Source organism: Paenibacillus senegalensis JC66 (assembly GCF_000285515.1).
GTDB lineage: Bacteria > Bacillota > Bacilli > Paenibacillales > NBRC-103111 > Paenibacillus_L > Paenibacillus_L senegalensis.
Map to the genome: position 1 here is coordinate 147,095 of NZ_HE610964.1, position 18,657 is coordinate 165,751.

At 47.9% G+C, this 18,657-nt stretch carries 16 protein-coding genes; all 16 read right to left on the reverse strand.

The window, feature by feature from the left end; translation table 11 throughout:
- Nucleotides 1–8: 8 nt before the first annotated feature.
- Nucleotides 9–1,709, reverse strand: a complete 1,701-nt coding sequence (locus PSHG_RS24170) for a phospho-sugar mutase (protein ID WP_010278957.1) — start codon at nt 1,707–1,709, stop codon at nt 9–11.
- A gap of 146 nt (nt 1,710–1,855) precedes the next feature.
- A complete protein-coding gene (fabZ, locus tag PSHG_RS24175; protein WP_010278959.1) occupies nt 1,856–2,284 on the reverse strand; it encodes a 3-hydroxyacyl-ACP dehydratase FabZ in 429 nt (142 codons plus the stop codon).
- A gap of 257 nt (nt 2,285–2,541) precedes the next feature.
- A complete protein-coding gene (locus PSHG_RS28945; protein WP_010278961.1) occupies nt 2,542–2,865 on the reverse strand; it encodes a DNA-directed RNA polymerase subunit beta in 324 nt (107 codons plus the stop codon).
- A 20-nt stretch (nt 2,866–2,885) separates the two neighbouring features.
- Nucleotides 2,886–3,731, reverse strand: a complete 846-nt coding sequence (locus PSHG_RS24185) for a flagellar hook-basal body protein (protein WP_010278962.1) — start codon at nt 3,729–3,731, stop codon at nt 2,886–2,888.
- A 43-nt stretch (nt 3,732–3,774) separates the two neighbouring features.
- On the reverse strand, nt 3,775–4,680 hold the full coding sequence (locus tag PSHG_RS24190) for a flagellar hook-basal body protein (protein ID WP_010278964.1): 906 nt from the start codon (nt 4,678–4,680) through the stop codon (nt 3,775–3,777).
- 40 nt (nt 4,681–4,720) lie between these two features.
- Complete coding sequence (gene mreB, locus PSHG_RS24195; protein ID WP_010278966.1) at nt 4,721–5,731, reverse strand: rod shape-determining protein; 1,011 nt, start codon at nt 5,729–5,731, stop codon at nt 4,721–4,723.
- 198 nt (nt 5,732–5,929) lie between these two features.
- Entirely contained in the window at nt 5,930–6,223 is a 294-nt protein-coding gene (gene spoIIID, locus PSHG_RS24200; RefSeq protein ID WP_010278968.1) for a sporulation transcriptional regulator SpoIIID, read from the reverse strand.
- Between the two features lie 359 nt (nt 6,224–6,582).
- A complete protein-coding gene (locus PSHG_RS24205; RefSeq protein ID WP_010278969.1) occupies nt 6,583–7,320 on the reverse strand; it encodes a M23 family metallopeptidase in 738 nt (245 codons plus the stop codon).
- A 77-nt stretch (nt 7,321–7,397) separates the two neighbouring features.
- Nucleotides 7,398–8,453: a stage II sporulation protein D gene (gene spoIID / locus PSHG_RS24210; protein WP_010278971.1), complete on the reverse strand. Its 1,056-nt coding sequence runs from the start codon at nt 8,451–8,453 to the stop codon at nt 7,398–7,400.
- Between the two features lie 275 nt (nt 8,454–8,728).
- Nucleotides 8,729–10,051, reverse strand: a complete 1,323-nt coding sequence (murA, locus tag PSHG_RS24215) for a UDP-N-acetylglucosamine 1-carboxyvinyltransferase (protein WP_010278974.1) — start codon at nt 10,049–10,051, stop codon at nt 8,729–8,731.
- Between the two features lie 105 nt (nt 10,052–10,156).
- A complete protein-coding gene (locus tag PSHG_RS24220) occupies nt 10,157–10,408 on the reverse strand; it encodes a DUF1146 family protein (RefSeq protein ID WP_010278978.1) in 252 nt (83 codons plus the stop codon).
- Between the two features lie 26 nt (nt 10,409–10,434).
- Nucleotides 10,435–12,876, reverse strand: coding sequence for a S8 family peptidase (locus tag PSHG_RS28950; RefSeq protein WP_010278981.1), 2,442 nt, complete (start codon nt 12,874–12,876; stop codon nt 10,435–10,437).
- Between the two features lie 336 nt (nt 12,877–13,212).
- Nucleotides 13,213–14,736, reverse strand: coding sequence for an NADH-quinone oxidoreductase subunit N (locus PSHG_RS24230; RefSeq protein WP_010278983.1), 1,524 nt, complete (start codon nt 14,734–14,736; stop codon nt 13,213–13,215).
- Between the two features lie 4 nt (nt 14,737–14,740).
- Nucleotides 14,741–16,363: a complex I subunit 4 family protein gene (locus tag PSHG_RS24235; protein ID WP_010278986.1), complete on the reverse strand. Its 1,623-nt coding sequence runs from the start codon at nt 16,361–16,363 to the stop codon at nt 14,741–14,743.
- Nucleotides 16,363–18,243, reverse strand: coding sequence for an NADH-quinone oxidoreductase subunit L (gene nuoL, locus PSHG_RS24240; RefSeq protein WP_010278988.1), 1,881 nt, complete (start codon nt 18,241–18,243; stop codon nt 16,363–16,365). The genes PSHG_RS24235 and nuoL overlap by 1 nt, the downstream gene beginning before the upstream one ends.
- Before the next feature lie 99 nt (nt 18,244–18,342).
- Nucleotides 18,343–18,654: an NADH-quinone oxidoreductase subunit NuoK gene (gene nuoK, locus PSHG_RS24245; RefSeq protein WP_010278990.1), complete on the reverse strand. Its 312-nt coding sequence runs from the start codon at nt 18,652–18,654 to the stop codon at nt 18,343–18,345.
- Nucleotides 18,655–18,657 lie beyond the last annotated feature (3 nt).

Below are 18,657 nucleotides of genomic sequence, written 5' to 3' on the forward strand. Positions count from 1 at the left end.
TTACAGTTCTACGAATCAATTCGTGCCATTACTGCTTGGCGCAACGCTTCCAGGCGATGATTGGCATCTTCAGAGGAAGTCCCTTTGACCGCAAAATATACTTTAATTTTGGGTTCTGTTCCCGATGGTCTCAAACAAAACCAGGACTCGTCTTCCAGCTGATACTTTAATACATTTTCACTGGGCAGGCCATTCAGCCCATGAGTATAGTCCAAAAGGGAAACGATCTTCTGTCCATTCAATTCCGTCGGAGGGTTTACGCGCCAATCTTCCATAATCGCTCCGATTTGGGCCAGGCCGTCTTTCCCCTTCAGTGTTCTCGATTCTAAAGCTTCATTATAATAGCCATATTGCTGATAGAGCTCCTGCAAAACATCATACAAGGTTTTTCCTTTGCTTTTATAATAAGCTGCTGCTTCACATATTAATAGCGAAGCGACAACCGCATCCTTATCTCTTGCATAAGTACCCGCAAGATAACCGTAGCTTTCCTCATAACCGAATAAAAATTGGTACTGCCCATTTCTTTCAAATTGGGTTATTTTCTCTCCAATATACTTGAAGCCGGTTAGCGTATTAAGCACTTCAGCGCCATAGCTGCGAGCAATCTCAGCTCCCAGCTCACTGGTTACGATCGTTTTAATAATGGCTCCATTGTCCGGTAATTTGCCCTGCTCCTGCAAAGTCGACATTAAATAAGCGATCATGATCGCTCCCGATTGATTGCCGGAGAGGACAAAGTAATCTCCGTCCGCATTTTTCACAACAGCGCCCATGCGGTCACAGTCGGGATCGGTGCCCAAAATAATGTCCGCATTGCTTTGCGCGGCAAGCTGCATAGCCAGGGTGAAGGCTTCCTTTTCTTCCGGATTTGGAGATTTGACGGTGCTGAACAATGGATCCGGCTGCTCTTGCTCGGGCACGACTTGCACACGGGTAAAGCCTGCTTCCTTTAGCACCCTCCGTATGGACAGATTGCCAGCCCCATGGAGAGGAGTATAAACAACGTTGACGTTAGGTCCTTCCTTTCGGGTCATCGCAGGATTAGGGCTTACGGCCAATACTTCCCGTATGTAAGCATCGTCGACTTCTTTACCAATGATCTCGAGAAGTCCCTTTGCCTGAGCTTCTGCTTTGGAGAGCTTGCGAATATCTTTAAACTCCAGTGAACGGATATACGCAATGATCTGATCCGCTTGTTCGGCAACGATTTGTCCGCCATCCTTACCATATACCTTATAGCCGTTATATTCAGGGGGATTATGACTGGCGGTAACTACCACTCCAGCCGAAGCTTTCAAATAACGAACAGCAAAGGACAATTCTGGAGTAGGCCTTAGCGAGTCAAACAAATAAGCCTTAATTCCGTTTCCAGCCAATACTAAAGCTGTTTCCAAAGACAATTCAGGCGATAGATTCCTCGAGTCATGCGCAATGACTACCGATGGAGAAGTAATCCCGGATTCAAGCAAATATGCAGCTAGCCCCTGAGTTGCCCTGCCAACCGTGTAGGCATTAATCCGGTTAGTCCCTGCTCCGACCACACCACGCAATCCACCTGTCCCAAATTCAAGATCCCTGAAAAAACGGTCTTCAATTTCCTCAGGCAAGTCCTGTATAGCCCGCAGCTCTTGTTTGGTTTCTTCATCTATTCCTGTATCATGAAGCCACGCATCATACAATTCCTTCACTTGAGAAGCACGATCCATTTCCGAATCCCTCCGATACCATATAGTATAGACTAAAAATTCTTTATCAATGATAAAAGGGCTTTCTCATTTATGAAGCAAGCTGACTGATGATAGCAGTTTTCCTTTGGCATTCGCATTGACTCTCATGCTGCCATTAACATAAATCAGGCATCCTGCAATGCAAACATTAATTCTCCTTGGGCAGCAATTTCATCGCCTACTTTTGCCGTTCCTGTTCCTTTTCCGATAGTGCCTTTTAAGCGAGTAATTTGCATTTCCAGAGTTAATACATCTCCCGGCTTAACCTGTCTGCGAAAACGGAATCCATCCGCACCCGCCAGCAGTCCGATTTTCCCGCGGTTACCATCAGCCTGCAGCAAAGCTACGGCCCCCACCTGTGCTAACGCCTCCAAAATCAGAACCCCCGGCATGACGGGGTATTCGGGAAAATGCCCTGCAAAAAAGGGCTCATTAATGGAAACATTTTTTATGCCTACTGCTCGGACTCCAGGCTCAACCTCGAGAATACGATCCACCAGCAGAAATGGGTACCGGTGTGGAATGATTTGTTGAATTTGTTGAATATCCAGCATAGTCAGGCTCCTTTTTCACTTTTACTTGTATAAAACGGTGCTTTTAGACTTACACTAACTAATGTCCCTTCGCGATCTGCAGTAGTGAAGGTTGATATAAGGGGCATATTTCTACCACAAGACATCGCGAGTCTCAGAAATATGTCCTTTTCCCTTTTACCCAATTTTCCCTCTTCATTATACCTTTGATAAATACAAAAAAAAACTCCCCCTGCCGAAGTGAGCATGGGAAGCGGATTCATCCAGTGAAGATGGTCTCATGTATTGGCAAACACTAAATCAAATACATGCTTCCAAGTATCTATATTCCATACATCAGATAAAGGCTGTTCCCCTAAATAAACATACCCGATAACGAGACCGCCAAATAAAGCTGCGAGACATAAGAAAGGCACCAGGAAAAAGCGGAGCACCCGCCAAATGGGCTTGCGCTTTTTTTTCTTGGATTTCTTCTTACGCTTTTTAGTGGCGTCCTCGGTCTTCGCTTCCGATATGGAGACCTTGACCGTCTGGTTAGCCTTATCTGTATCCGCGGCTGAAAAATCTTTCTCGTTATCCCCCGGTCGGTTGAGTTCATTCATAACTGCATTCCTCACTTCAATTAGCCTCGCAGGTTGTTAGTCAACTGCATCATAGTGTCGGAGGAGGTAATTGCCCGCGAGTTCATTTGAAAGGCTCTCTGAATCATCATCAGCTCAGTCATTTCATCACTGAGGCTAACATTGGACTGCTCGAGAAATCCTTGCTTAACGGCGATGTCATCTCCACCAGCTGCAGCCTGCAGCACAGCTCCGATCTCCGCATCAGCGGCCACACCATATTTATTATAACCCATTTCCTGCAAGTATTGGGGACGAATTACCCTCATTAATTGAATTTGTCCGATAGCGGTCGCAGAATCAGGCTGAGACGGGCGGTAGGCGTAGAGAGTGCCTTCTTCATCTATTCGGATCTCTTCATTCATTTGTACACGGATAGGTTCTCCGGCTGTGTTGAGCACTGACCATCCATCCTTGGTTGTTAAATAACGGTACTCCGTGTCACTTGGCATTACACTCCATTGAAAGGAGCCGTCCCTTGTATATAATTGTTCGTTAATCCGCTCTCCATTTGAGTCTGTAATAGAGCGTTGAATAGCAAACAAAGCTCCACCGCTTATCGATACATCGGTTGACACTCCGGTTTCCTTTAAAGTTCCCTGGCTCAAATCCAACTGGACTTGAGAAAGACGTGCTCCCCAGCCTTGGGGCAGACCTAGCGGGGATAGCCTTCCTTCCTTTTCAAAGCCTTGGGGCTGGGATACGACATTGTTGAGCACATCCTTAAAAGTTGCATCCTTTCTCTTATATCCATTCGTATCCAGATGAGATATATTGTTGGCCACCAGATCGATCTTTTGCTGCAGCGCTCGCATAGTAACCATGGAATTAATCATGGAATTATTCACTCATTATTCCCCCCGAAGATCCGTTATTGCCCGAAAAACCAACCTATCCTATACGTCCAACTTCATTAACGGCTTTCTCGAGGCTTCTATCGTAATACTGGACCATCTTCTGGTTAGCTTCGTAAGCACGAAGCGCTGTCATCATATCCACCAGCGCCTGAGCCGGGTCCACATTGGAACGTTCTAGATAGCCTTGATATAGGGTCACATCATCCTCAGCCGCAACTGGCTGGGCAAGATCTGCTTCATCTTCGTTTAGACGGAACAAACCTGTCCCCTCGCGAATCAAGCGGTTTGGCTGATCTATGCGTGTTAACAACAGCTGCTTAGCATTGCCATCGGCGTCGCGGATAGCTTGTCCTGTGCGGGGGTCAAGCAGCACTCCTGTTTCGGTTATGATAGCGTCGGGAAAAGCAACATTATCCACGTCATCGAATAACGTAATAGGCTGACCATTAACACCAACCACTGAATAGCCGTCTTCTGTCACCAGCTGGCCTGCAGTACTCACGGTAAAATTCCCATTGCGTGTATAACGCGCGGAATCATCTGCTCCCGCAATAGTGAAGAAGGCCTGCGGCTGGTAAACGATATTCCCCTGTTCATCAATTCCTTTGCCCGCTCCGTCAAAGGCTTGTCCAGGCACATTAATATGAGAACGAAGCGCTAAGTCAAACGGCTGACGGGTTTGCTGCAGATCGCCCTGTACGTAAACAGACAGATCTTCTTCCGCAAACACACCCGTATTCAAAAGTCCAATATTTAAGGACCCGGGATGATTAGCCTGACCATTCGTAAGAGCGATCAGCATTTCCGGAAACGAACGGTTAACGGCATTGCCTTGCTTGAAACCCGGCGTATTCAGATTCGATATATTATTGGTTACCGTGTCATGCCTTCTTTGCTGCGCAATCATTCCTGCAGCGGAAGTATACAATCCTCTTAACATAACGTCCCCTTTCCGCAGCCGTTACTTAAGGCCGCTCGGATTACAGTCCTTTATAGGGGGATTTTTTGGAGACCTTGTCCAAATTGTCCAGCATCGCACCTGTTCCTTTTACGACGCAATGCATCGGGTCATCAGCTACAAGAACAGGAACAAGCAATTCCTCATTCAATAGCTGGTCGAGCCCGTGCAGCAGTGCGCCTCCGCCGGTCACAATAATCCCTTTATCAATTATATCGGCAGAAAGCTCCGGAGGTGTTATCTCTAATAATGATTTTGCTGCAGAAACTATAGCGGCCACCGATTCCATTAACGCTTCCTTGATCTCATTCGACTTCACCGTAATCGACAACGGCAGGCCTGTCACCATGTCCCGGCCGCGAATATCCATTTCCTCCTGCCGGCCATCAGGACTTACCGTAGCTATTTTGATTTTGATATCTTCGGCTGTTCTTTCCCCGATCAACAGCTTGTACTTGTTCTTGATGTACTTAATGATCGCATCGTCAAACTTATCGCCGGCAATCTTAATGGAAGAGGAGGCTACGATATCGCCCATCGAAATCACGGCAACATTCGTCGTGCCTCCTCCAATGTCCACTACCATATTTCCACTTGGTTGAAAAATATCCATGCCCGCTCCGATTGCAGCCGCTTTCGGTTCGTCTTCCAAAAAGACTTCCTTAGCTCCGCTCTTCTTCGCTGCTTCACGAATTGCTTTTTGTTCAACCGACGTAATATTAGTGGGAGCGCAAATTAAAATTCTCGGATGGCTGTACCACTTTCTTCCGTCAACCTTATCTATAAAATACTTAAGCATGATTTCGGTCATTTCAAAATTGGCTATGACACCCTCACGAAGAGGGCGGATAGCGACTATGTTGCCGGGTGTACGACCCACCATCCGGCGTGCCTCTTCGCCTACTTGCAATATCTTCTTGGATTCGTTATCAACGGCTACCACGGACGGTTCGTCGAGTACGATTCCCCTCCCTTTAACATATATGGATACATTAGCCGTACCCAGATCTATCCCAATGTCCTTACTGAACATCCCTTACGTTCCTCCCTGCGTAATCACCAAGTCCGTCCCAAGTCTGATCCTTCAGACGGCAGACTTATAAGGAAATTCGCCATAAATATACAAAATCCTCCTTCACCGAATCAATTTCATAAAACGGATTTACTCTACTATGAAATTGATTCCTCCTCATGTATGCAATAGCGGGGGAGGAACGGGAGTCCAATCAGACTAGGACTTGGATGAGACCAGTAATTCTGAACCTGATTTATAATTCCTCGTCTTTTTATATTTGATTTTAGTCGCTTCTCCTCCTCTCAGATGACGTATCGATTTGTGGTATTCCAGAATTGTTTTTACTTGGTTGGCCAATTCAGGGTTAATATCGGGTAATCTTTCCGTTAAATCTTTGTGCACCGTGCTTTTGGAGACTCCAAACTCTTTGGCAATCGTGCGAACCGTGCTTCTGGTTTCCACAATACAACGGCCGATTTTGATGGTTCGCTCTTTAATGTAATCGTGCACTCCCCTCGCCTCCCTACTCGAGATAGTTTGGTACATTATATGAGGAGCATGCTTATATATTCTTTGTTTCCCTTGCTGACAAGCCATTTCGCAAGCAATTATTTGTCGGACAAGATGATTTTTGTACTTTTTCTCTCCTTATCCTGAAGCATTTTTCAAGTTAACATCAGTCATTTCAGCCCCGTTTATCCAGCAGGAACGACCCGTCAAGGGGAAGCGTGTCCTGACACCCTTTACGCTAGATCGATTACGCAGAATCCCGGAAAAATAAATTTTGTACTAAAAGAAAAAGCGGGAGGTGTCCCTCCCGCGTAATGATCTGCAATTCCCTCAACTGGTCATGCAATCGTTATTTTCACTTATTCCTGCGTAATCAAATCATTCGGGTTAAGCGCCGGGCCGTCCTGGCCTTGGCGAACTTCAAAGTGAACGTGATTACCCAGATGTTTTTCTAACTCATTGCGGCCTGCAGTTCCAATAACCTCACCTTGCTGAACTTCCTGCCCTTGAGTCACTTCAACTTCACCCAAGCTTTGATACACCGTTACCATCCCATTGGAATGAGTAATCTCTACGATTTGTCCAACTACCGGATTAACCTCTACAGCCGTTACCTGTCCGCTTAAGGCAGCAAGCACTTCAAAGGGTTCCTGATCCGGTCTTGCGAAATCGATACCGACGTGAGGAGTGAATGTATCGTTGTATTCGACCATGGCCTCCTGCTTCACTTCGGCTGAAGCTTCGCTGTCAAAGAAAGGCATCGTAATGTCCATCTCATCGAAGTTGCTCACAGGCCACTGCATAGTCTCTACTTGCGCGCCAACGGGTTGTGAATCCGGGTTGCCTTCTTGATCAGTCTCACCTGTTGTTTCCAAACCTAGTCCGATGGATTCTTCCATAACGGTTGGTTTGCCCGAATTTTGATAAACCAACATTAGCGTTAAAATAATTGCAGCCGCCACCATGTAGATTGCCGGGAATGCCCATTTCTTGGCTAGCAGTCTGCGCCATGGGGAATTCGGGGTTGCAGATCTGACTCCATCTACGGATTGAGGAGCCTCTTTTTCTACTTGAACCTCTTTGTTTTGTTCATTCATGGTTATATCACCTCAGTACCATTGTTGCCAGACTGCTAGGTTTTATACTTGAGGTAATACCAATGAAAGAATATTTTTTAGTTTGCTATATTAACAATTTCCGCCCAGGGTTGAATATCTATTCCTTTATAGTAATGCTTGACTATCTCTTCGGCCGTGTACCCTTCCTTAGCCATGCCGTTAGCTCCCCACTGACTCATGCCAACTCCGTGACCATAGCCGTACGTTGTGATATCAATGGAATTCCCGTTAGCTTTCCAGTAGAACTGGGAAGAATCGAGCTGCAGCTTCTCACGAATCTCCCTCCCTGTAAAGGTCTGGCCTGCCACACGTACGGACTTCACCCGGCCGCCAGCCGAGTATTCTGTGACATCCATGCCGGCCACCAACGAATCCGCTGATAGAGAAGATGATATCCCCAGCGCTTTCAGTACACTATCTTTCGCTAGACTGACCGTTTTCGTATAACGTGGTGATATTTCCTCGTCCCATGGACTTTCGACACTTCTTAGATATGGCAAATGCTGTTCCCAGTAGTCTTCCGAATTTTCGGTACGCCCGTTGCTGGTGGAGAAGAACAAAGCTTCAATGGGCTGCTTCTCATAAGTTAAAATCATACCCTGTGTTGCCTTGACTGCCTCTTCTATTTTCTGATAATACGATTCGTACTGCTGCGAGCCCCAGCGGTCTAACAGCATTTCGTCCGTTTGATAGGCTTGATGGGTGATCGTGTCGGTCACCAGCGCATCCTGTACCGGAACATTGCTGCGGTCATCGGTCATCCATCTCCTGACTATATAGGTTCGTGCAGCCAATGCCTGGGCTTGCAGGGCTGCTGGCTCGAACTCAGCCGGCATTTCAGCAGCAACCACTCCCCGGACATAGTCCTCCAGCTGGATTTGATCCACTTTGTTTTCCGTGCTCAGGTAGACGGGAACCCACAATGGCTGATCGGGTATCTTAGTATCGCTCGTTGACGGCTCCAGCGTTTGCGGGCTGTCTGCCGAAGGCGGCAAAGGGGACACGGTTTTCTCCTCCCCTGACCATACCCGGATCATAATAGTCAGCAGCATCGATAAAGACAAGGCGGCAGCCATCCACCACAGAGCTTTGTGTCTCATTCTCTCGTTCATAGTTTCCTCCCTACACCACATGGTGAAACTTCAACTTCCACTTATCGCAGGGCATTTGTCGTCAGGTGCGCAGCCCTCCGATCGAAAGCCACTAGAGTAGATTGTGTTTAAGCGGATATTCTATCTTATGTAACTCGGGAGGGTGATAGACTAACAAATCTTGTAATCGGGCATAGAACTGCTAACTAGCTTATAATTGGATCCCATCCAAGCCTCTATTATTGACAAAAAAACCTCTGGTCCTATAGGACCAGAGGTTCAACTGTTGAATTTAATTATGCCCATGTAGGCTGGACAGCAAAAAAACCGACTTCCTTCCGCTCTTCTTTCGCCGGGGACGGACTTTCGAATCGTTCTATTTCGGCGCCTAACGCTTGCAGCTTCTCGACAATGCCCACATATCCGCGGTCAATATGATGAAGCCCGGTGATTTCCGTCTCTCCCTGGGCACAAAGTCCGGCAAGAATTAACGCGGCTCCAGCCCTTAAATCCGTAGCGGCTACCTTAGCTCCCCGCAGCCGGGCGTTACCTTGAACGACAGCGGTTCTGCCTTCTACCTTAATCTGGGCGTTCATCCGGATGAATTCTTCCACATGCATATACCGGTTTTCAAATACCGTTTCGGTCACGATGCTGGTTCCTTCGGATTTTAACAGCAAGGCCATCATCTGAGATTGCATATCTGTGGGGAAGCCGGGATACGGCAGCGTCTTTAAATCAACAGCCCGCAAAGCATGGGGAGCACTTACGCGAATACCGCTTTCCTCTTCCTCAATTATGACACCCATTTCACGCATTTTGGAAATGAGCGGCTTCAGATGGTCCGATATAGCCCCTTCAACAAAGAGAGTGCCGCCCGTGATAGCCGCAGCAATCATGTACGTACCCGCTTCAATACGGTCGGGGATCACTGTATGGTTTACACCGTGCAAGGCTTCGACACCATCAATGCGAATTGCGCCTGTGCCCGCGCCCCGTATTTTAGCCCCCATCGCATTCAGATAGTTGGCCAAATCTACAATTTCCGGCTCCATAGCGGCATTCTCGATGTACGTGGTGCCTTCAGCCAGGGTCGCCGCCATCATAATGTTCTCGGTAGCCCCTACGCTTGCTACATCCAAATAGATTTTGGCCCCTTTGAGGCGTCCATTGACCCGCGCTTCTATAAAGCCTTGACCCAAATCAATATCCGCTCCCATCATCTCAAAGCCTTTAAGATGCTGGTCAATCGGACGGGTTCCAATTGCACATCCTCCGGGGAGAGGAATTTTCGCCTGACCCAACCTGGACAATAAAGGTCCCAGCACTAAAAAAGAAGCTCGCATTTTTCTCACTAAATCGTATGGCGCTTCATATCCGGAAAAGCTGCTCGCATCTACATGAATACACTCATCCTCATAATTCATTTGCACTCCCAATTGTTGCAGCAGCTGGTAAATGGTCTTTACATCGTCCAGCGGAGGGGCATCCTTAATTTTGGAAACGCCTGAAGAAGCTAATAAGGATGCAGCAATAACCGGTAATACTGCATTTTTGGCTCCGTGTATTTTCACTTTTCCCGATAGTTGATTACCGCCGCGGACGATAATTTTGCTCATCTAGGTTCCCTCCGCGTTTTTATTTAAAGTGTATCTAACTCACAACGTTCTGTAACTCTCTACTTCCATTGTTTACATGTAAGGGGATTGTTATTCGGGTATGCACTAAAACAGTCCCGTCAACATCGCCGACCAATTAAAGTAATCTATAATAAATCTCGCTACCTGGTAGCCTAAAGCCAGTGAAAGCAGAACCTGTAATACTTTGCTTTGAGCACTGCGAGGATTTTTGACAAACAAGTCGAGCTTAAACTGCTGCAGCGCCCACCAAGCCGTTGCAACACAAACTAGCACGACGACAATATAGATTAGCCCATTGACCGCCATCGACTGTTGGATCGAACTCAACGCGCCCAAAATCGCTCTCCCCCTCAAAGATAGTATTATTTCAACCACTTCACCAAGAATGAAACAAACTCGGCCCGGGTAGCAGGCTGGTCGGGCTTAAAGCTGCCATCCTCGTAACCGTCAATTACACCCGCTTCGTGCAATGAGACCAATAAGGAGTGGCCCCAGTAAGCGGAGGACACATCCGGGAAACGGCTGCTGCCCTGTGCTTCATCCGTCTCCAATGGAATGGCCCGGCTGAGTAAGGCAATCATCTCCATTCGGGTAACAAGGCCTTCCGGCCGAAAGCTGCCGTCCTCATAACCTTGAATTAAAGCTCGCTGAGTGGCGGCGCTTATATACGGATAGGCCCAATGGTCAGGCTTCACATCGTTGAAAGCAAGCTTGCCGCCACCTGACTGCTGCCCGGCGCCATCCATCATCCGGACCAAAGCAGCTACAGCTTGAGCCCGGGTCATGAAACGATCGGGGGCAAATTGATTATCGGCTATGCCTTGCAAAATTCCTTCTTGAGTCAGCTGCTTTATCTCTCGCTCAGCCCAATGACCGGCTATATCCGCAAACTCTGCCTCACTGCCATTGGAGCGGTTATCCGGTTCATTTGGATCAAGGTTAGCGGGCTCATACTCTACGCTTAACGTGTAGGTTCCCACTACAGGAGCAGAATATCCCGGAATATTGCTAATCCGGAAATAGTAGATTCCCGGTGTTACATCAAGCCATCCCGTATCCTCCTGGAGACCATCGCCATATTCATCGACTCTGATCTCTCTCATGCCCTGCCTTTGGATCAGGATCACCGGATCCATCCTGGCCGTATCTACTTCTACGATGAGGCGGAGTGTGCCTGGCTCCTCTATCTTCATGGAATACCAGTCATGATCCTCCTCCTGGTGGAAAGTTCCTGTCAGTGTCGTAGAGCGCAGCGGAAGCCGGTATGCCTTGTACTGCCTGTCGTTATCCTCGAACGCATCCGGGGCAATAAGGAAACCGGTGGTGATCAGATAAGCGGCTTCTTCAGCTCCTGGATTTAAGCTTATGCGAAGATAACTTTTTCCCTGAGTAACCGGAATTTGCTCTCCCCTTGACCAATCAGCGGCAAAATCTGATTCAGCTAAGTCCGCAGAATCATAGTGGCCGATGGACAGAGAGTCATACGCATTCGATTCTATCGCAATGGTCAGTGTGCCGTCATACGGCGAGTCGATAACGTACCAATTCTCTCCTTGATGTTCCCCCACCGCATCTGAAATCTGCTGTGAAATCGTCAAAGGCTTGGCTTGCTCCATCGAACGGTGACCTTCGTATAAATGGTCCCGATAATCCAGGCTCATGGCCCGGTCCGCTCTCAGCATACCAAAGCCGCTGTTTGCATCCCACTCGGCTCCCACTATGTTATGCGCCGACTGCCGGATAGCATTCCTTATCTGATACGGCTTCCAATCCGGATTCTCTTTCCACAGCAGAGCACTAACCGCAGCCACCTGCGGGGCAGCCATAGACGTTCCTTCCTGATAACCATAAGAGCCTCCTAAACGGGTCGTATAGACCGTCCAGGGAGCCATAACATCGACTTCCGGCCCCGAATTCGATCTCGGATCGGCCCCTTGCGGGGTACCCCCGGCTACGGCCAACACCGTTGGATAAGCTGCAGGAAACTTGACGGCATTCGCCTCGTTTCCGGTTGCTGCAACCAGCAAAACTCCCCTCTCTTCCGCATATCGGACAATCGATTCCATATAAGGAGAAGGCTTGTTGAGCCCGAGTGAAAGCACCACAATTTTGGCTCCGTTGTCTACAGCATAGCGAATACCCTCGCCAAGCTTATCTTCATCACCGTTGCCTGTTGACTCCAATGCTTTTATCGGCATAATGTTAGCTTCCCACAACACGCCGGATACGCCAGCTTCCTTGTTGTTAGCGGCTGCTATGACTCCGGCCACTCCTGTACCATGACCGTGATCGTCCATAGGTGGAGAACCGGGAGTAATCAGATTAACACCGGGCACTAAATTGGTCTTAAGATCGGGATGATTTAAATCCACTCCAGTGTCCACGACAGCAATGATGAGATCTGATTGCGGGACAACCATTTGCCACGCTTCCTCAGCACCAATCTGCCTTAAATGAGTTGGAACGGATGGTAGGGGATCGCTAAGCTCTTGGGCGATAGAGTACGTATGGTTAGGCTGAATGAATTCGACATATTCTGAAGCCTGCCAGTAATGCAGCCAATCAGCTTCGGCCACGCGCGGATCAGGCATGGCGACGGAAACATTAACGTCGGGATAATCATTCACCAGCTTGCTCATGCTGTCAAAGGCGGGGTCCTTGCTGTGCTTCCATTGTATAATCCAGGTTGAATGCTTAGTAATCGAGGGAGATTGGAGGGCGCTCTCCTGAATAAACGCCGGGAGAGTCACTACCCCTAAGAGGATAACGATTCCAACAAACAACCATCTGACCTTGAATGACATCGCATTTATCCTTTTATGTATTTATTCTACCTCAGCATTTTGCATAAATCCAAAAAGAAGCTTTTAATCAAACAAGCTATAGATCAATTCGTGTTTGCTTGCCTATCTCTTGTTACCGCCTGTTGCTGGAATCGAATAATGCAAAATGCTCTTGAGAAATATTCGATACCACTCACATTAACCCTTCCAGCTAGGACGCAAAAGGGTCAAAAGTCCTATTAAAGGATAAAGTCTATGACTTTTGAGAGTGGGATCGCAGATTTACACAGGAAATAAGCCCGCCCCCTTCATTAGGGAGCCGGGCTTATGATTAAACTATTAACGTATGAATGCTCATCAAGCTTGACCGGTCATCATAAAAAGATCTCTAGTCAGTTCAAACACGGACTGAGCGTAGCGAATTAGCAGTCCCGGGAACAGACCCAGAATTACTCCTGCAAGAGCGCAAAACCATAGCGTCACTTGCTGCGGCAAAGTGGCGATCAATTGTTCATCCTTGGCATTGCTGCGCATAAACATTTGCCGAATGATAGAGAAATAATACACGTAAGAGATGACACTGCTTAATACCATAACGGCCGCCAGCCAATAGGCCTGGGTTTGAATTGTTCCCAGCACGATAAACAGCTTTCCGAAGAAGCCTGCCGTTACAGGCAAGCCTGCCAGAGACAGGATAATCAGAACAACGGCAAACGCAGTCCATGGAGCTCTGTAATACAATCCGGCAAACCCTTTAATCTCCGATGAATGACTGGTCGCCTCCACCATCATTAGCACCGCGAATGCTCCAAGGTTCATTAACATATAAGCGACACCATAATAGAAAAACTCGGTAAAATTGCTGGCATGGGAAAACGAAAATTCGGTTGCTATCGGAACTAGCAAGTATCCGGCGTTAGCGATCCCCGAGTAGGCAAGGAGCCGCTTCATATTTTTTTGACGCAGGGCCATCACGTTTCCGGCTATCATCGAAACGGCAGCCAGCACACTTAAAGCGAGGAAAATATCGTTGCCTATTGGTTGATCCGGATTAACCCCTACGCCATAGAAGAGCACATAAGTCAAGCGGAAGAGGAGGCCGATTGCTGCGATTTTAGAAACAACAGCAAGAAAAGCGGCAACCGGTGTAGGCGCGCCTTGATATACATCCGGGGCCCAGGCATGAAAAGGAGCAGCAGCTATTTTGAAGCCGAACCCGGCCAGGATTAGGAAAAAGGCTACGTAGATCATTGCACCGTACGAACCGGCATGCTCACTTAACGCAGAGTTGATTTCGGTTAACTGGGTTGACCCCGACAAGCCATAAAGAAACGACATACCGTACAACAAGATAGCGGAAGAAATCCCACCAAGCACTACATACTTGAAGGCCCCTTCATTTGATAAGGAATCTTTCTTCTTCATCGCCACCATAATATAGGATGTAATACTGAGCAGCTCCAAGCCGATGAACAGCGTAATCAGGTCCCCGGAGGAAACCATAATCATGCCGCCCAGAACAGCCGGCAAATACATGTAGTAATATTCCCCCAGATGCGGAATGTCCTGATTTTTAACGGAGTGCAGACTCATAAGAATTATAAGAGCTGTGCCTGCCAGCAAAACCAGCTTTAGCAAATTGGCAAAGTTATCAATACGGTAGCTTTGGTAGAGAAACTCGATCGGTTCTAGCAAATCCAGCCTCATTCCCACAAAAACAGCAGCAACCGCAAGCCCGGCAATCGTTAGCCATCCGAGAAACGTCCGATTGATCCGGCCAGGCAGAAACAGATCAATCAATGAAATGACAACCGCGGAGATGACTAGGGTCAGCTCCGGAGCCAAGTAGACTAGGTCGCTTGCTAGAAGTCTTTGGTCCATTTGTCTAACCCCCTAGATTTGCCGTAGCGCTAAGAATAAAATTGTTAAGCTCACTGATGGTCAGGGTGAGAGGTTGGCTTAAAATGCTCGGATACACGCCAATTAACAGGATAAAAGCAACTAACGTGATCATAGGGACTACTTCGACCAAACGCGCATCCTTAATGCCAGAGTAGGCCTTTGGCAGTGAGCCGAATGTAATTTTCAATACCCCGCGAAGAACATAAACGGCCGCCAATATAATTCCGAGAAGAGACAAGGCCGTTATAATCTTCATCGTCTCGAATAAACCGAGAAAGGCGAGCAGTTCACTAACAAACCCGGATAGGCCTGGAAGACCAAGCGAAGCCATGCCTGCTATTAATAAAATCCCGCTAATGAAAGGTGCGGATGAGGCCAAGCCTCCCAGCTGCTCCAGCATGGTGGTCTGCGTTCGTTCGTAGATACTGGCCACCAGCAAAAATAAGAGCGCAGAAATCAAACCGTGAGAGATCATTTGAAAAACAGCGCCCTGCATCCCGATTTCGTTGAACGCGGCCAGGCCAAGCAGCACGATGCCCATGTGACTAATGCTGGAGTAAGCCAGAATGAGCTTGAAATCTTTTTGCACAATTGCCAGAACTGCGCCGTACAAAATGTTGATTAAACCAAGCAGCGCCAACACATAGGCGGATTGTGCAGCCTGCTCGGGAAAGAGCAGAACCCCAAACCGGATCAACCCGTAAGCTCCCATCTTGAGCAATACTCCAGAGTGAATCATGACGATGGCCGGAGGTGCTTCCGTATGGACCTTCAGCATCCACGTATGGAAAGGAAAAATGGGCAGCTTAATGCCAAAAGCGATCAACAGTAAAATAAATAACGTCCATTTCATTCCATCGCTTAAGAAAAACGGGTTTTGCGGATGATTCATATTGGCATAAGATTCGGCTGTACCCAAGAGATTTGCCGTAATCTCAGGAAGGCTTCCAGTAAAATAGATCGAGGCCGTCTGCCCTTCAATAACTTCAGAAAATCCGGCAGTAGCCACAATAATGAGAAAAGCAAACAGCATGATGACAGAGCCGACACCATTATAGACAAGGAATTTGGCAGCTGCCTTTTCCCTCTCCATGTACCCCCAAATCCCAATAAGGAAAAACATCGGAATGAGCGTCATTTCGAAGAAGACAAAGAACAACATCAGGTCCCGCGCCATAAAGACACCGAACATTCCGGTTTGAAGCAGCAGGAACAGAATATAATAGGTTTTCCAGCGCTTCTTGATCGTAAAAGAACCGAGTGCAGCCATGGCGGCTACCAACGCTGTGAGAAAAACGAGCGGCAGTGAAAGACCATCCACAGCCAGAGAGTAATCAAAGATCAGATGGAAAGAATCCAGGCCTTGTATGATTTCAGCATTCAGTGGGATATGTATCCACCTCAACTGCTCCGTATAAGGCATAACACTGTCATGTTGATTAAAGTCAACATATAACCACGCAGTAAGCAGCAAAGGCACAAAAGCCGCTGCTGTCCCCACCCGTTTAATCCATTGGCCCCGCTCGCCGGGAATGAACAGCAGGATTAAAATGCCTAGCAATGGGGAAAAGGTGATCAAGCTAAGGATCGGTATTTCTGCTAACATCAGATAAACCTCCTTCCCACCAAAGCAAGCACAAGAATAACAAAGCCTAACAGGGTAAGCAAACCATAGGTTTGAATTTGGCCGTTTTGCCACCTTGTGCCCTGGTAGCCCAAAGCGACGACAGCACCTGAGACTAGGCGGACTATGCCATCTACGATAAATTCATCTACTAGTCTCAATATATGGCCAAGTCCTCTTAACGGACGGACGATCAGCCATTGATACACTTCATCAATGAAATAATTCCGCGACAATAACCTGTGCAAGGCGGGAACTTTCTGGGCCCATGGGTCCTGCTCCACCGCCCCGCTTTTTCTTGCATACACAAGCCAGCCTGCGAATATTCCTGCCAGCGCCACCAGGTTGGAGAGGACAATGACTATCCAGTTCAAAGTTTCCTCCGCAGCTTCCCCTGTCAGCCATTCCCCCAGCCAGGGATTGACCTGTGGAATGAAGACGAAGCCCGCTACTATGGCAAGCACCGCAAGGATGATCATCGGAGTGGTCATCACAGCAGGTGACTCATGACCAGCTTCTTGGCCTTTGTTAGGACCGGTAAAGACGAGGAAGAAAAGCCTTGCCATGTAAAAAGCAGTTAGGAATGCCGTCACAAGGCCAACGCCAAAGAGCACAGGATGGTGGTGATAGGCTTCCGCCAATATAGCATCCTTGGACCAGAAACCGGATAATGGGAATATCCCGGCCAGGGCGAGTCCTCCTATGGCAAACGTCCAGGTGGTTGTTTTCATCGTTTTGGACAGTCCGCCCATGTGGAATATGTTTTGGGTATGCACCGCATGGATGACACTGCCCGCTCCCAGGAACAGCAACGCCTTGAAGAACGCATGCGTCATCAGATGGAACATGCCTGCTGTAATTGAGATGCCCATTCCAAGCGCCATGAACATATAGCCCAGTTGACTGACCGTCGAATAAGCGAGTATTTTTTTAATATCGTTTTGGACAGTACCCAGCGTAGCTGCAAACAGAGCGGTAAAAGCACCAACAGCCGCTACAGTCATAAGAGCCGCAGGCGACGCGAGAAATATAGCGTGAGTACGGGCAAGCAGGTACACACCGGCCGCTACCATCGTTGCCGCGTGAATCAGCGCACTAATCGGGGTAGGACCGACCATCGCATCCGGCAGCCATACGTGTAAAGGAAATTGCCCCGATTTCCCGACGGCGCCAATCAGAATAAGGATCGCAATCAAGGTGATCAACCCGTCACTGATGGCTGGATTCGTTGAAAAGGTGTTATGTATAGAAACAAAATCCAAAGCGTTATTAGGCATATACCAGAACAGGAACAGGATAGCAAGCAGCAGGCCGACATCGCCGATTCGTGTAACGATAAAAGCTTTCTTGGCGGCGGCTTTGGCCTCCGGCTTCGTGTACCAGAATCCGATCAGCAAAAAGGAGCAGACGCCTACCAATTCCCAGAAAATATAAAGCTGCACCAGGTTTCCTGATATAACCAATCCTAGCATCGAAAAAGTGAACAAGGAGATATAGCTGAAGAAGACTGACTTGCGTTCATCTTCACGCATGTATCCTTTAGAATAAACGTTAACCAGCAAGCTGACCAGGGAAACGATCAACAGCATCAAGGCATTGACATTGGTAACTTCGTAGCCAAATGAAAGGGTAAGATTGCCAATATTCAGCCAGGTAAATGCATTCCACAGGTAATCTCCGGAGGGATTGCCTAAACGCTGCCAGAACACCAATACGGCAATGATAAACGAGAGTCCGGCTGCAGCTGTACTAATATATGCCCCTGCTTCTTTGGCTTGGCGGCCTAATGCCATCAGGATGAGAAAGGACAGCAACGGGAATAGCGGAATCAGCCACACGTATCGTGAGAAGTCCAGTTCCATCAATTAGTTGTTCCTCCTTTAGTTGTTGGACAAAGAGGGCTTACCAGGGATTCAAATCAAGGGAGCCCGCTGCATATTTGAGACAGGCCCGCCTCGAAGTCAGTGCTTCATTAGGTTCATCTCATCTACATTGGAGGTTCCGCGATTGCGGTACAGCATAATCAAGATGGCTACGCCAATAGCTGCCTCGGCTGCTGCCAATGTAATGGTGAACAGGGAGAACACTTGACCCGTTAGAGATGGAGTAATTCCCATCTTGGCAAAAGCAATCAAATTCAGATTGGCCCCATTTAACATCAACTCTATGCAAAGGAGCACGATAACAGCATTTCTTTTGGTTAACGCCCCATATAATCCAATGCAGAATAGGATGGCTCCAAGGGTCAGGTACGGTGAAATCATTCCGCTCATCGG